The organism is Streptomyces siamensis, assembly GCF_039543605.1.
In the GTDB taxonomy this organism is placed as follows: Bacteria; Actinomycetota; Actinomycetes; order Streptomycetales; family Streptomycetaceae; genus Streptomyces; species Streptomyces siamensis.
Genome location: NZ_BAABKB010000002.1, coordinates 1,001,778 through 1,014,302, shown reverse-complemented (window position 1 = coordinate 1,014,302; position 12,525 = coordinate 1,001,778). Strand labels below are relative to the sequence as shown.

Annotated in this window: 10 protein-coding genes and 1 pseudogene; 5 read left to right on the top strand and 6 right to left on the bottom strand. The window is 74.3% G+C overall.

The window, feature by feature from the left end; all coding sequences use genetic code 11:
- Positions 1-36: 36 nt before the first annotated feature.
- Positions 37-681, top strand: a complete 645-nt coding sequence (eda, locus tag ABEB03_RS07250) for a bifunctional 4-hydroxy-2-oxoglutarate aldolase/2-dehydro-3-deoxy-phosphogluconate aldolase (protein ID WP_345643021.1) — start codon at positions 37-39, stop codon at positions 679-681.
- A gap of 181 nt (positions 682-862) precedes the next feature.
- A pseudogene (locus ABEB03_RS07245) lies at positions 863-1,677 on the top strand (helix-turn-helix domain-containing protein).
- 211 nt (positions 1,678-1,888) lie between these two features.
- Here the strand turns inward: ABEB03_RS07245 and ABEB03_RS07240 are convergent.
- Genes ABEB03_RS07240 through ABEB03_RS07230 form a run of 3 tightly spaced genes read right to left on the bottom strand, consistent with a single transcriptional unit; the run spans position 1,889 to position 4,911 of the window.
- Complete coding sequence (locus ABEB03_RS07240; RefSeq protein WP_345643018.1) at positions 1,889-3,307, bottom strand: bifunctional RNase H/acid phosphatase; 1,419 nt, start codon at positions 3,305-3,307, stop codon at positions 1,889-1,891.
- Positions 3,308-3,319: 12 nt separating this feature from the next.
- On the bottom strand, positions 3,320-4,063 hold the full coding sequence (locus ABEB03_RS07235) for a zinc ribbon domain-containing protein (protein ID WP_345644150.1): 744 nt from the start codon (positions 4,061-4,063) through the stop codon (positions 3,320-3,322).
- Entirely contained in the window at positions 4,060-4,911 is an 852-nt protein-coding gene (locus tag ABEB03_RS07230) for a Nif3-like dinuclear metal center hexameric protein (protein WP_345643014.1), read from the bottom strand. Before ABEB03_RS07230 ends, ABEB03_RS07235 begins: the two co-directional genes overlap by 4 nt.
- A gap of 1,581 nt (positions 4,912-6,492) precedes the next feature.
- On the opposite strand from ABEB03_RS07230, the gene ABEB03_RS07225 reads away from it, so the two are divergent.
- The 3 genes from ABEB03_RS07225 to ABEB03_RS07215 all read left to right on the top strand — a co-directional run bounded on the left by ABEB03_RS07225 (position 6,493) and on the right by ABEB03_RS07215 (position 9,233).
- Positions 6,493-7,671 (top strand): hypothetical protein, encoded by a 1,179-nt coding sequence (locus ABEB03_RS07225; RefSeq protein WP_345644147.1) that lies wholly within the window; start codon positions 6,493-6,495, stop codon positions 7,669-7,671.
- A 49-nt stretch (positions 7,672-7,720) separates the two neighbouring features.
- A complete protein-coding gene (locus ABEB03_RS07220; RefSeq protein WP_345643012.1) occupies positions 7,721-7,885 on the top strand; it encodes a hypothetical protein in 165 nt (54 codons plus the stop codon).
- Positions 7,886-8,111: 226 nt separating this feature from the next.
- Positions 8,112-9,233: a LuxR C-terminal-related transcriptional regulator gene (locus tag ABEB03_RS07215; RefSeq protein ID WP_345643010.1), complete on the top strand. Its 1,122-nt coding sequence runs from the start codon at positions 8,112-8,114 to the stop codon at positions 9,231-9,233.
- Positions 9,234-9,367: 134 nt separating this feature from the next.
- On the opposite strand, the gene ABEB03_RS07210 is transcribed toward ABEB03_RS07215, so the two are convergent.
- The 3 genes from ABEB03_RS07210 to ABEB03_RS07200 form a co-directional block, all read right to left on the bottom strand.
- Positions 9,368-10,306, bottom strand: a complete 939-nt coding sequence (locus ABEB03_RS07210; RefSeq protein WP_345643008.1) for a 3-oxoacyl-ACP reductase — start codon at positions 10,304-10,306, stop codon at positions 9,368-9,370.
- Between the two features lie 24 nt (positions 10,307-10,330).
- The gene (locus ABEB03_RS07205) at positions 10,331-11,407 is read right to left on the bottom strand and encodes a Zn-dependent alcohol dehydrogenase (protein WP_345643005.1); all 1,077 of its coding nucleotides are present in this window, start codon (positions 11,405-11,407) and stop codon (positions 10,331-10,333) included.
- Between the two features lie 93 nt (positions 11,408-11,500).
- Positions 11,501-12,358, bottom strand: a complete 858-nt coding sequence (locus ABEB03_RS07200) for a MaoC/PaaZ C-terminal domain-containing protein (RefSeq protein WP_345643003.1) — start codon at positions 12,356-12,358, stop codon at positions 11,501-11,503.
- Positions 12,359-12,525: the final 167 nt, after the last annotated feature.

Genomic DNA, 12,525 nt, shown 5'->3' with positions numbered 1-12,525 from the left:
TTTGCGCATGTTGCACACCCCGGGCAGGATGAGGCCATGACTTCGCCGCTGCCCTCCTTCTCGCCTGCCTCCGTGCTGGACCTCGCGCCGGTCGTCCCCGTCGTCGTGGTCGAGGACGTCGCCGACGCCGTCCCGCTCGCGCGGGCGCTGGTCGCCGGCGGGCTGCCCGCGATCGAGGTGACGCTGCGGACCCCGGCCGCCCTCCCCGCGATCCGGGCGATCGCCGCGGAGGTCCCGGACGCCGTGGTCGGTGCGGGCACGGTCCTCTCCCCCGCGCACGTCGCGGACTCGGTGGCGGCGGGCGCCCGCTTCCTCGTCAGCCCCGGCTGGACGGACGCGCTGCTGGCCGCCATGGCGACGTCCGGGGTGCCGTTCCTGCCCGGGGTGTCCACGACGTCGGAGGTCGTGGCGCTGCTGGAGCGAGGGGTGCGGGAGATGAAGTTCTTCCCGGCGCAGGCGGCCGGCGGCACGGCGTACCTCAAGTCGCTGGCGGGCCCGCTGCCGCAGGCGCGGTTCTGCCCGACCGGCGGCATCGGGCCGGACTCCGCACCGCAGTACCTGGCCCTCCCGAACGTCGGTTGTGTGGGCGGAAGTTGGATGCTTCCCGCGGACGCGGTCGCGGCACGGGACTGGGGACGGGTCGAGCGTCTCGCACGCGAGGCGGCCGGCTTGCGGCCGTAGCGTCCGTGGCGGGCTTGCGGCCGTAGCGTCCGTGGCGGGCTTGCGGTCGGGCGTCCGCGGAGTCCCGACGACGGCGGCTGGTCCGCGCCGGGGAGGGCCCGCGCGAATCGCGGCGGCATGCGGGCGGCATGCGAGGCGCGCGGGCTGCGGCCCTGTCCGAGCCGTCGCGTACAACTGAGCCATGACCATCGGCACCCACGCGACCGAACCGTCCGCCTTCGCACGGGAGTTGCTGCGCTGGCGCACCGCGCGCCGGGTGAGCCAGCTGGAGCTCGCCTCGCGCGCGGGGACGACGCAGCGGTACGTCAGTTTCATGGAGCGCGGGCGTTCACTGCCCGGCAGGGAGATCGTGATCAGGCTCGCCGAGTCGCTGGAGCTGACCCTGCGCGAGCGCAACGCGCTGCTCCTCGCCGCCGGTTACGCCCCGGCGTTCACCGAGTCGTCCCTGGACGCGGTCGCGCTGAAGCCCGTACGGGAGGCGCTGGACGGCATCCTCGAAGGACACCTCCCGTATCCGGCCGTGGTGGCGGGCCCCGGGGTGAACTCGTCGCGGCCAACGCGGCGTTCGACGTGCTCACGGAGGGCGCGGCGCCCGAACTGCTCGCGCCCCCGGTGAACGTACTGCGGCTGGCGCTGCATCCGCGCGGCATGGGGCCGCGGGTGGTGAACCTCGACGTGTGGGGCCGGCACATCGTGGAGAGCCTGCGGGCCCGCGCCCTGCGCAGCCCCGACCCGCTCCTCGACGCGCTGGCCGGGGAGCTGGCCGGGTACGTGCCGGCGAGCGAGCCCGCCACGGACTACGTCGGCTTCGCCGTGCCGCTGCGACTGCGGTGCGCCGAGGGCGAGTTGAGGCTCCTCACGACGCTGACGTCCTTCGCGACGGCCGTGGACGTCACGCTCGCCGAACTGCACCTGGAGGCGTTCCTCCCGGCGGACCGGGAGACCGCCTCGATCCTGCGCGACCGTGCCGCCGCGCGCGGGGCGCGGCGCGGATGACGGGTGCGGGCCGCGGGTGCCGGCCTCGGCACGGACTCCGGGTGCCGGTCGCCGCGCGGACCCCGGGCGCCCGTCGCCACGCGGACCCCGGGCGCCCGTCGCCACGCGGACGAGGAGTGCCCGTCGCCACGCGGACGAGGAGTGCCCGCCTCCGGACGACGCGTGCCCGCCTCCATACGGTCGACGCGTGCGCGCCTCCGCGACGGTGAGCTCAGCGCAGATGAGAGGTGTCGTTGAACAGCCGGACGCTCGCGTTGCCGTCCGCGTAGTACGCCACCGCGGAGAGCGAGGCCGCGGACAGTTCCATGCGGAACAGGGACTCCGGTGGGGCGCCGAGCGCCAGACGCACCAGCGACTTGATCGGCGTGACGTGCGTGACGAGCAGGACCGTGCGGCCCGCGTACGCGGCGATCAGCCTGTCGCGTGCGGCGGCGACGCGGCGGGCGGTCGCCGTGAAGCTCTCGCCGCCGCCGGTCGGTTCGGCCCTCGGTGAGGCGAGCCAGGCGTTCAGGTCGTCGGGCCAGCGCTCCCTGACCTCGCCGAACGTCAGTCCTTCCCAGGCGCCGAAGTCCGTCTCGCGCAACCCCTCCTCGATGGTCACGTCGAGTCCGAGCCGTGCGGCCACCGCGCCCGCGGTCTGCCGGGTCCGGGCGAGCGGCGACGCCACGATCGCCTGGATCGTGCCGCGCGCGGCGAGCGCCGCGGCGACCCTTTCGGCCTGTTCACGGCCCGCGTCCGACAGCGACGGGTCGCTGCCGCCGCTGCCCGAGAAGCGCTTCTGCGGGGTCAGCGGGGTCTCGCCGTGGCGCAGCAGGACGAAGGTGGCGGGAGCGCCCATGTCGGGGGCCGTGCCCCAGCCGACGGTCGGTGCCTTGCCCTGCGCGGGGGCGGCCGTGCCTGTCGTTGCCGCCACGGTTCGCGCGGCGCGCCTGTCGGCCTCCGACGTCGCGGCGTCGCCGGCGGGGTGCCGGGGGGTGTGGGATGTCGTCGAACCGCGGGTCTCTGCGGGCTGGGCGCGCAGTTCCCCGCGCCCCTCAAGGGGCGCTCCCGACGCCGGTGTGACAGAGGGTGCCGTGTCGTCGCGTGCGCCCGCGCGTGCCGCGCGGGCCCTCGCCGCGCCCGCCGCCGCGTCCCCGGGCGGGCCGGACGGCTCGGGCGGACGGGCCGTCGTGGCCCGCGCGTCCAGCTCCGCCGTCGACGCGGACGGCGACCACTGCTCCCCGCGCTTGCCCGCGTCCATCGCCTCGTTGGCCAGCCGGTCCGCGTGCTTGTTGCGCTCCCGGGGGATCCACTCGTACGTCACCTGCGACGCCGGGAAGATCCGCGCCGCCTCGGCGGCCAGCGGCTTCATGTCCGGGTGCTTGATCTTCCAGCGCCCCGACATCTGCTCGACGACGAGTTTGGAGTCCATGCGGACCCGGACCGAGGCCGTCGGGTCCAGCTCGCGGGCCGCACGCAGGCCCGCCACCAGACCCTTGTACTCGGCCACGTTGTTGGTGGCGATACCGATGTACTCGGCACGCTCCACCAGGGTCTGGCCCGTGGCCGCGTCGGCGACCACGGAGCCGTAGCCCGCGGGCCCCGGGTTGCCCCGGGAACCGCCGTCGGCCTCGACGATGAACTCCCGCACGCGCCAGGCTCCTTAAAGGCCGGACTCGGAGGTGCGCACCAGGATGCGGCGGCAGTTCTCGCAGCGCAGCACGGTGTCCGGGGAGGCCGCCTTCACCTCGTTGACCTCGGTGATGTTGAGCTCCAGGCGGCAGCCCTCGCAGCGGCGCTGGTAGAGCCGCGCGGCGCCGATGCCGCCCTGCTGCTCGCGCAGCTTGTCGTAGAGCTTCAGCAGGTCGGCGGGCACGGTGCCCGCGATGACCTCGCGCTCCTTGGTCACCGAGGCGGACTCGCCGTCGAGCTGCTCGAAGGCCGCGTCCCGGCGGGCGGTCGCGTCGTCGATCTTCTGCTGCACGGAGGAGACGCGGCCGGTCAGCTCGGCCACTCGCTCCTGGGCGGACTCACGGCGTTCCATGACCTCCAGGACGACGTCCTCGAGGTCGCCCTGGCGCTTGGCGAGGGAGGTGATCTCGCGCTGGAGGTTCTCCAGGTCCTTCGGGGAGGTGACGGCACCCGAGTCGAGGCGCTGCTGGTCGCGGGCCGCGCGCTGGCGCACCTGGTCGACGTCCTGCTCGGCCTTGGTCTGCTCGCGGGCGCAGTCGCTCTCCTCGGTCTGCGCGGCGACGAGCAGGTCGCGCAGCTGCGTGAGGTCCTTGTTCAACGAGTCGATCTCGGCGTGCTCGGGCAGCGACCTCCGCTTGTGCGCGAGCTGCTGCAGGCGTACGTCGAGGGCCTGGACGTCGAGAAGTCGGATCTGGTCGGCGGGCGCGGCGTTCAGTTGGGGGCTCCTGATGTGTCGGTGTGAGAGGCCGCGTGGGCGGTCCAGGGGTCGGTGACCGTCTTGGAGACGTGGACGCGAAGTCCCCATCCGTGCCGGTCGGAGATCTCGTCGAGCTGGGCGGCGGCCAGCTCGCACCAGGGCCACTCGGTGGCCCAGTGCGCCGCGTCGAGCAGCGCGAGAGGACTGTGGGCGCGGGCCTCGGACACCGGGTGGTGGCGCAGGTCCGCGGTGAGGAAGGCGTCCACGCCGGCGGCGCGCACGTCGTCGAAGAGGCTGTCGCCCGAGCCGCCGCTGACCGCGACGGTCCGTACGAGTGCCTCGGGGTCGCCGGCGACGCGGATGCCCTGCGCGGTGGCGGGCAGCCGCTCGGCGACGCGCGCGGCGAGTTCGCGGACGGTCAGCGGATGGTCCAGCTCGCAGACGCGGCCCAGGCCGCGGCGGCCCTCCGGGTCGGCGGGGTCCGGCACGAGGGGCCGTACGACCCGTAGGTCCAGCGCGCCGGCGAGGGCGTCCGAGACTCCGGGGTCGGCGCGGTCCGCGTTGGTGTGGGCCACGTGCAGCGCGACGTCGTTCTTGATCAGGGTGTGGACGACCCGGCCCTTGAAGGTGCCGGCCGCGACCGTCGTCGTACCGCGCAGGTAGAGCGGGTGGTGGGTGACGAGCAGGTCGGCCCCCAGCTTCACCGCCTCGTCGACGATGTCCTGGACCGGGTCGACGGCGAACAGGACGCGCGTGACCTCCTGGTCGGGGTCGCCGCAGACGGTGCCGACCGCGTCCCATCCCTCGGCCCTCTCGGGGGGCCAGAGAGCGTCGAGCGCGGCGATGACTTCAGACAGACGGGGCACGGGGAAAAGGCTACCTGCCCCGTGTCCGTGCCCGGCCTGCCGCGGGCCACTCGACCAGGGGGCCGACGGCGGGCGGGCCCCGGCGCGCGCGGTCCGCCCCGTCTCCTGACCACCGTTCAGCACACCCGCCCCCGTTTCCTCAGGCGAATCCCGACATGGCCACCCTTATGTGTGAAGCGGCAGCTCGTCGGTCCCACGTCTGTGCGTGCGAAAACTAGCTTCATCGCCGGAGGTGACCGAACGATGACGGCCTGTGCGACGGAGCCCGGGGCGGAGAACGCGTCGGGGCTCGTGCCGGAGGACCCCGCGGGGCTCGTACCGGACCACGCCACGACACCGCTCGCGGCGGATCACCCGGCGGGGACGGCGGCGGAATTCGTGCCGGACCGCTCCGCGGGGGCGCCGGCGGAGACCGCGGCACCGGCGCCCGCGACGCCGCCGCCCGCGACGAACCGCCCGGCGGGGAGCGCACCGGGCACCGCGCCGGCGCCCACCGCGGGCTTCACGCCCGACAGCGCACCGGGGGTCACCCCGGACCGCGCCATGCCCGCCACGTCGGGGAACGTGCCGGGCTACGCGGTCGAGCCCGCCGCGGTCCCCGCGGCGGCGGGAACGGCCGACAGCGCGGCCGGGCGTACGGCCTGGATCACGGCGGTACCTGTGCCAGGCAGCGCGCAGGGGGCGGAGGGGAACGCGTCCGACCACGCCGCGGGTGACGCTCAGGGCAGCACGGCGGAGGCTGCGGCCGACCACACCGCGGGCGACGCGGCAGGGCGCACGACGAGGAGCGCTCCCGAACCCACCGCGGGCCTCGGGACGCGGAGCACGACCTGGGTCGCGGTGAACCACGACGTGAGCACCGGCACGGTGGGCACGACGGCCCCCTCCCCGGGTGACCGGGCGGGGAGCGCGCTCGACCGCGCCGTACGGGTCGCGCGGGAGAGCTCGGCCGGGATCCCGGCCGACCCCGCCGTCGAGGTCGCTACAGCCGGCACACGCTGGACCACGACGAACCCCACCATCAGCATCGCGGCGGTGAGTCAGGCCGGCGGCGCCGCCGACGTCGCGTGGGGGCCCGCGGCGGGGATCGCGGCCGACCGCGCCATGGGCTTCGTCGTCCGGAGCGCCGGCGGCCGCGCCGCCGGTCTCCCTCTGCAGCGCGCGGCCGACGGCGCCTGGGTCGGCGCGGCGAACGGCGCGACCGACGCTGCCACCGGCACCACACGGGACAACGCCGCCGAGCTCGCGGCCGACGGCGCTGCGGGTGGCGCGTGGGGCAGCGCGGCGAGCGGCGTGGCGGACCGCGCCGCAGAAGCCGTGGGGAGCGCGGCGGACCCCGCCGCCCCCGGCGGCCCGCGGGAGCACGCGAGTCGGGGCACGGCCGGCCACGCCGGAGAAGCGGGTGGCCAGGTCCGGGACGGGGCGGTCGGGGACGCGGGTGGCCAGATCTGGGGCGAGTCGGCCGGGGACGCAGGCGGCCAGGCCCGGGCCGAGTCGGCCGGGGACGCGCGTGGCCCGGTCCGAAACAGGTCGGCCGGGGACGCGCGTGGCCCGGTCCGGGACGGGGCGGTCGGGACCGACGTGGAGGCGGTGGGCGTGGACGAGGGCGCGTGGGCCACGGGGCCCGGGTGTGTGATCGCCGCCGACGGCACGTACGCCGCGCGGCTCGCCCTCGACGGCGCGTCCTGGTACCCGGAGCGCTGGACGCTGGACGGGCCCGAGCCGTACGCCGTGCCGCTGCCGGTCAACCAGCCGGAGGAGCCGGGCACGGAGGTGCTGCCGCTGAGCGACGGACGGGTGCTGATCCACCGGGTCGTGGACGGTCGGCACACCTTCTCGCTGCTGTATCCGACGGGCCCGGGCACCGGCGAGCTGCCGCTCGGTGCCGTCGAGTGCCCCGACGGCGACACCCGGCTGCGGCTGCTGCCGCCCGCGCCGGGCGGGGAGCGCGCGTACGCCCTGGCCGTCGGCCGCGGCTCCACGACGGTGTGGCTGGTGGCGGGCGGCGCGTTCGGCCCCGAGCACGTCGCCGAGGTGCCGGGCCACTGCTCGGGCGGCGTCTGGCTGGACCGCACCGGCCGGCTGCTCGCCCTGGACCGGTTCCGGGGCGGCCGCACCAAGACGGTGGTCGTCGACCTGGAGCGCGGCGGCGAGATGTCCCCGCTCCTGCAGATCACCGAGCGCAGCAACGACCGCCTGCTTCTCGCGGACGCCGACAGCGGGCTCCTGCTCATCCGGTCCGACGCGCCGTCTCCGGGCCACGACCGCCTCGGCTGGGGCGTCCTCGGCAGCACCCTCCCGGTCCGCTTCCCGGACTGCCTGCGCGCGCCGGAACACTTCGTCACGCCCTTCGCGATCCAGCCCGGCCAGGTACTCACCCCCGAGACCTGTGCGGTGGCCCTGCGCATCGACGGCCCGGCCGGCACTTGGCTGGGCATCTGGCGACCCGCCGAGCGCCATGTCCACCAACTCCCCGCGCCGGCGGGATGGCTGGCGGGCACCGGACTGTGGACCAGAGAGGGGGTGCTCCAACTGCCGTACACGACGGGGGCGGTGCGGTGCGGCGTGGCCCGGGTGGGAGCGCCCGCGGGGGCGGGGGAAGGGGAAGGGGGTCCTGACCGGGACGCCGTTCAGGACCCCGCCCCGCCCGTCGCCGCCCGTCCCGTCCCTCTCCAGCAGGCGCCTCTGAAGGGTCGGGTGGTGCGTCCGGTCGCCCCGGCGCCGTCACCCGCCGACACCTCTGTGGTGACGGCCGGTTAGAATCCCCCGGCTGCACAGAAGGATCTTGCATACGGGGTGAACACTTCAGATGAGCGACATCAGCATCAAGGAACCGCAGGTCACCGCCGACGAGGCCACGGCCCTCGCCGAAGGTCACGGCAGGCACCGCGGTCCGGTCTCCGGCCATGACGACGAGGCGACCCCCCAGGGACGCCACCGCAAGCCGTCCGAGCAGACGGACCTGTCGGTCTGACGGCACGTCGTAACCGGCACACGGCCCCGCTCGCCATCGGCGAGCGGGGCCGTTCTGTGCGGGGCTCCCCCGGGCCCCACGTGCGGGCGGCGTCCGACTCCCCCGCTGTCGCGGCGGCCTTGTCCGGTTGCGGACCGGCCCCCACAATCGAGACCCACGGTACGGAACTGACATCCGCGGGGGTATCCCAGATTCCTGGGATATGACGGGCCGATATTCCGGGGACATGCCGATGACTCCTGCCGAGACCACCGCCCGCCTCGAACGCGCCCTGCGCGGCGAGCTCAGCGCGCTCGCCGTCCTCGACCGCACCAGCCGCGTCCTGCTCGACGTCGTGCCGGCGGACATCTGGTGCGGAGTCGTCCTCGACCCCTCGACGCTGTTGGACACCGGGGGCCAGCACGAGTCCGGCTTCCCCGAGTCGAGCATGCGCCGACTCTTCGAGATCGAGCACGTGGAGCAGGACGACGTCGACAACCTGCGGGCGCTGGCCCGGCGCCCGGGCAGGGTGAGCCTGCTGAGCCGCTCCACCCACGGCCGTCTCGACGACAGCAAGTACTACCGCGAGATCCTCCACCCCCTGGGGCTCTCCGACGAGTTGCGCGTCCTGTTGCGGGACGGTCGGCGCACCTGGGGCCTGCTCGTGCTGTGTCGCGACGGGCACACCCGCGCCTTCTCCTCGGCCGACCTCGCCGTCGCCGAGGCGGTGAGCGTGCCTGCCTGCGCCGCGCTGCGGCGTTCGCTGCTGCTGTCCGGCGTGGACGCGGGCCCGCTGCCGGACGCGCCGGGCTGGGTGGTCCTCGACGGCGATCTGGAGGTGCGGTCGATGTCGCCCACGGCGCAGCACTGGCTGGACCGGCTGCAGGAACGGCACGCGCCGGGCCGCGGCAAGGCGGGCCCGTACCTGATGCGGGCGCTGGCCGTGCAGGCGCGGGGCGAGGTGGCCGGGGCCGGCGCGCATGTGCGGGCGCCGACGAGTGCGGGGCGGTGGATCTCGCTGCGGGCCTGGCCCGTCGACCAGGGCGGTGAACCCACCACGGTGGTGTCGGTGGGCCCCACCGATCCCGGCGAGCTGACCGCGCTGGTCCTCGACGTGTACGGGCTGTCCCCGCGTGCCCGGCAGATCGCCCAGCTCGTGCTGCTGGGCCGCTCGACCAGTGAGATCGCCCGGCAGCTCGGGGTCTCCGCGTACACCGTTCAGGACCATCTCAAGCAGATCTTCGACAAGGTGGGGGTGCGCAGCCGCCGGGAGCTCGTCGCCGAGCTGTTCTTCCGGCACTACGTGCCGCAGCTGGCGCACCCTCCTCTGTCGACCGACGGCCGTCTGCTCGGCGGCCCGGACGGCTGACCTCCCGGAACCGGGACGGCCGCGACCGGGACGACCGGCCTTCCGGATCCGGGGCGGCCCGGACAGCCGACCTTCCGGAACCGGGGCGGCCCGGAGCCGGGGCGGTCCGGAAGCCGGGCGGCCCCGCACGGTCGTCACCCGTGTTTGAGTCCCAGCACCTCCACGGCCGCGAACGTCTCGCCCTTCGGCCGGTCGGCGTAGTACGGCGTGAGCAGCGCGTCGAGTTCGTCGTGACTGAAGGCGTCCTGCTTGGTGTCGAACTTGGCGGCGACACGGGGGCGTTCGACGATCGCGACCATGCCGCCGTGCACGACGATGAGCTGCCCGTTGACATGTCCCGCTGCGGGCGCGGCCAGATAGCCGACGAGCGGGGCGACATGCTCGGGGGCGAGCGGGTCGAGACCCTCGTCGGGCTCGGCGAAGCCCGCGAAGACGTCCTCCGTCATCCGGGTCCGGGCGCGCGGGCAGATGACGTTCGCCGTGACGCCGTACTTGGCCAGCGCCAGGGCGCTCGACGTGGTCAGCCCTACGATCCCGCCCTTCGCCGCCGCGTAGTTGGGCTGCCCGGCGGAGCCCGCGAGGAAGGCCTCCGAGGAGGTGTTCACGATGCGCCCGTACACGGGGCCGCCGGCCGCCTTGGACCGCGCCCGCCAGTGCGCGGACGCGAAGCGGGTGGTGTTGAAGTGGCCCTTCAGGTGCACCCGGATCACCGAGTCCCACTCGTCCTCGGACATCGAGAAGACCATCCGGTCGCGCAGGATGCCCGCGTTGTTGACGAGGACGTCGAGTTTCCCGAACTCGGTGACCGCCAGTTCCACCAGCAGGCGGGCCTGTTCGTGGTCGGCGACGTCCCCGGTGTGGGCGACGGCCCGGCCGCCCGCGGCGCGGATCTCGGCGGCGACCTCCTCGGCGGGCGTGGCCGAGGACGCCCCCGACCCGTCCCGCCCGGACTGGCCGTAGTCGTTGACGACGACGGCCGCGCCCAGCCGGGCCAGTTCCAGCGCCTCGGCCCGGCCGAGGCCGCGTCCCGCGCCGGTGACGATCGCGGTGAGCCCCTCAAGTGGCAGTGACATCAGGGTCCTTAGCGGTTGTGGGGGTCAGATCTCGATGCAGGTGCGCAGCGCGGTGCCCGTACGCATCTGGTCGAGTGCCTCGTTGATCCCGGCCAGCGGAACCCGGTGGGTGATCAGGCCCTCCAGGTCGATGCGGCCGGCCCGCCACAGGGCGATGGTGCGCTCGTAGGACCTCAGGACGTCCCCGCCGCCGTACATGGAGGGCAGGATGCGCTTCTCGTCGAAGAACAGCTCGAACATGTTGAGCTGGAGGAAGTCGTCCATGGCTCCCGCGCCGACGACCACGAGGGTCCCGCCGCGGCGGGTGTTGTCGTACGCGGTGCGTGCCGTGGCCGACTTGCCGACGACCTCGAAGACGTAGTCGAAGCCCTCGCCGCCCGTCACCGACTGTTTGGCGTCGGCGAGTTCGTCGGGCGAGAGGGCCTTCGTGGCGCCGAACCTCAGCGCGGCCTCGCGGCGCGAGGCGACCGGGTCGACGGCGACGATCTCGGCGGCGCCCTTGAGCCGCGCGCCCTGGATCGCGGAGATGCCGACGCCGCCGCAACCGATGACGGCGACCGACGAACCGGCCTGAAGGTCGGCGGTGTTGAGGGCGGCACCGAGTCCGGTGGTGACACCGCAGCCGATGAGGGCCGCGATGTCGTAGGGCACGTCGTCGGGGATGGGCACCGCGCAGCCCGCGTCGACGACGACCTCCTCGGTGAAGGTGCCGGTGCCGGCGAAGCCGAAGACGTCGCCGCCGGGGCGCTTGAAGTTGGGGGTGCCCGCGTTCATGAATCCGGCCAGACACAGTTCGGTCTGTCCGCGCTTGCACGCGGGGCAGACACCGCAGGCGGGCAGCCAGCACACGACGACCCGGTCGCCGGGCTTGAGGTGGCTCACACCGTCGCCGACCTCGGTGATCTCCCCGGCGCCCTCGTGTCCGGGGACGAACGGCGCGGGCTGCGGCAGTACGCCGTTCATCGCGGACAGGTCCGAGTGGCACAGCCCGGTGGCGCGCACCCGGATCCTCACCTTGCCGGGCCCGAAGCCCACCGCCTCGACGTCGTCGAACACTTCGAGCTTGTCCTGGCCTATCTCCTGCTGTACGGCTGCGCGCATGGTGCGGCTCCCCTCGGAAGGTCCCCTCGGAAGTGCGGGCGTACTGAAGTGCTGGAGTCCTGGGTGCCGGCGGCCCTGGGTGTCCGGCGGCGCTCAGGAGTGTTCGACGACCGTGTCGGCCAGTACCGGGGCGTCGTCCCGTTCGACCGCGCCGACCGCCACCTGGACCGAGCCGTCCCGCCGCCACATCCGGATGCGCAGGGTCTCGCCGGGGAAGACGACGCCGGCGAAGCGTGTGGTGTACGAACGGACGCGGGTGACGTCGCCGCCCAGGAGGGTGTCGACGACCGCCTTGAGCGTCATTCCGTAGGTGCACAGTCCGTGCAGGATGGGCCGGTCGAATCCGGCGAGTTTGGCGAACTCGGGGTCGGCGTGCAGCGGGTTCCAGTCCCCGGAGAGCCGGTAGAGCAGCGCCTGGTCCTCACGGACGGGCCGCTCGACGGTCCGGTCCGGTGGGCCCGTCGGTGCTTCGAGGCGGGTGGAGGGGCCGCGATCACCGCCCCAGCCGCCTTCCCCCCGGACGAAGATCTGGGCGTCGTTGGTCCACAGCGGGCCGTCGGTGTCGGCGACCTCGGTGCGCATGACGAGGATCGCCGCCTTGCCCTTGTCGTAGACGGCGGCGATGCGTCCGGTGGCGGTGGCGGTGCCCTCGACGGGGATCGGGCGGTGCAGTCGTACGGTCTGGCCGCCGTGCAGGACGCGGGCGAGGTCGACGTCGACACCGGGCATGGACAGTCCGCTGATCACACCGGGAGAGCCGGCGCCCGCGACGGTCGCGAAGCTGGGCAGGACGTGCAGCCTGGATTCGAGGGTGTAGCGCAGCTCGTCGGGGTCGGTCGCGGGGACGCCCGCGCCGACGCCCAGGTGGTAGAGCTGGACGTCCCGGTGGTTCCAGGTGATCTCTCCGGTCCGGGGTTCCGCGGCGACGGCCTTGGCGGCGTCAATGGGCATGGGGCTCCTGATGACTAGCGCGAGAGACCTCGGTGCGGCCGTCCGCACCGTCGGCCGCACCGAGGTCGACACTGGGCCGCGGAACCCGCCCGTGCTAGAACGCGTTCCAGTCCGGCGCCCCCTTGTATAGCCCAGCGCCCAGCACTTGTGAAGACTACTGACGCTAT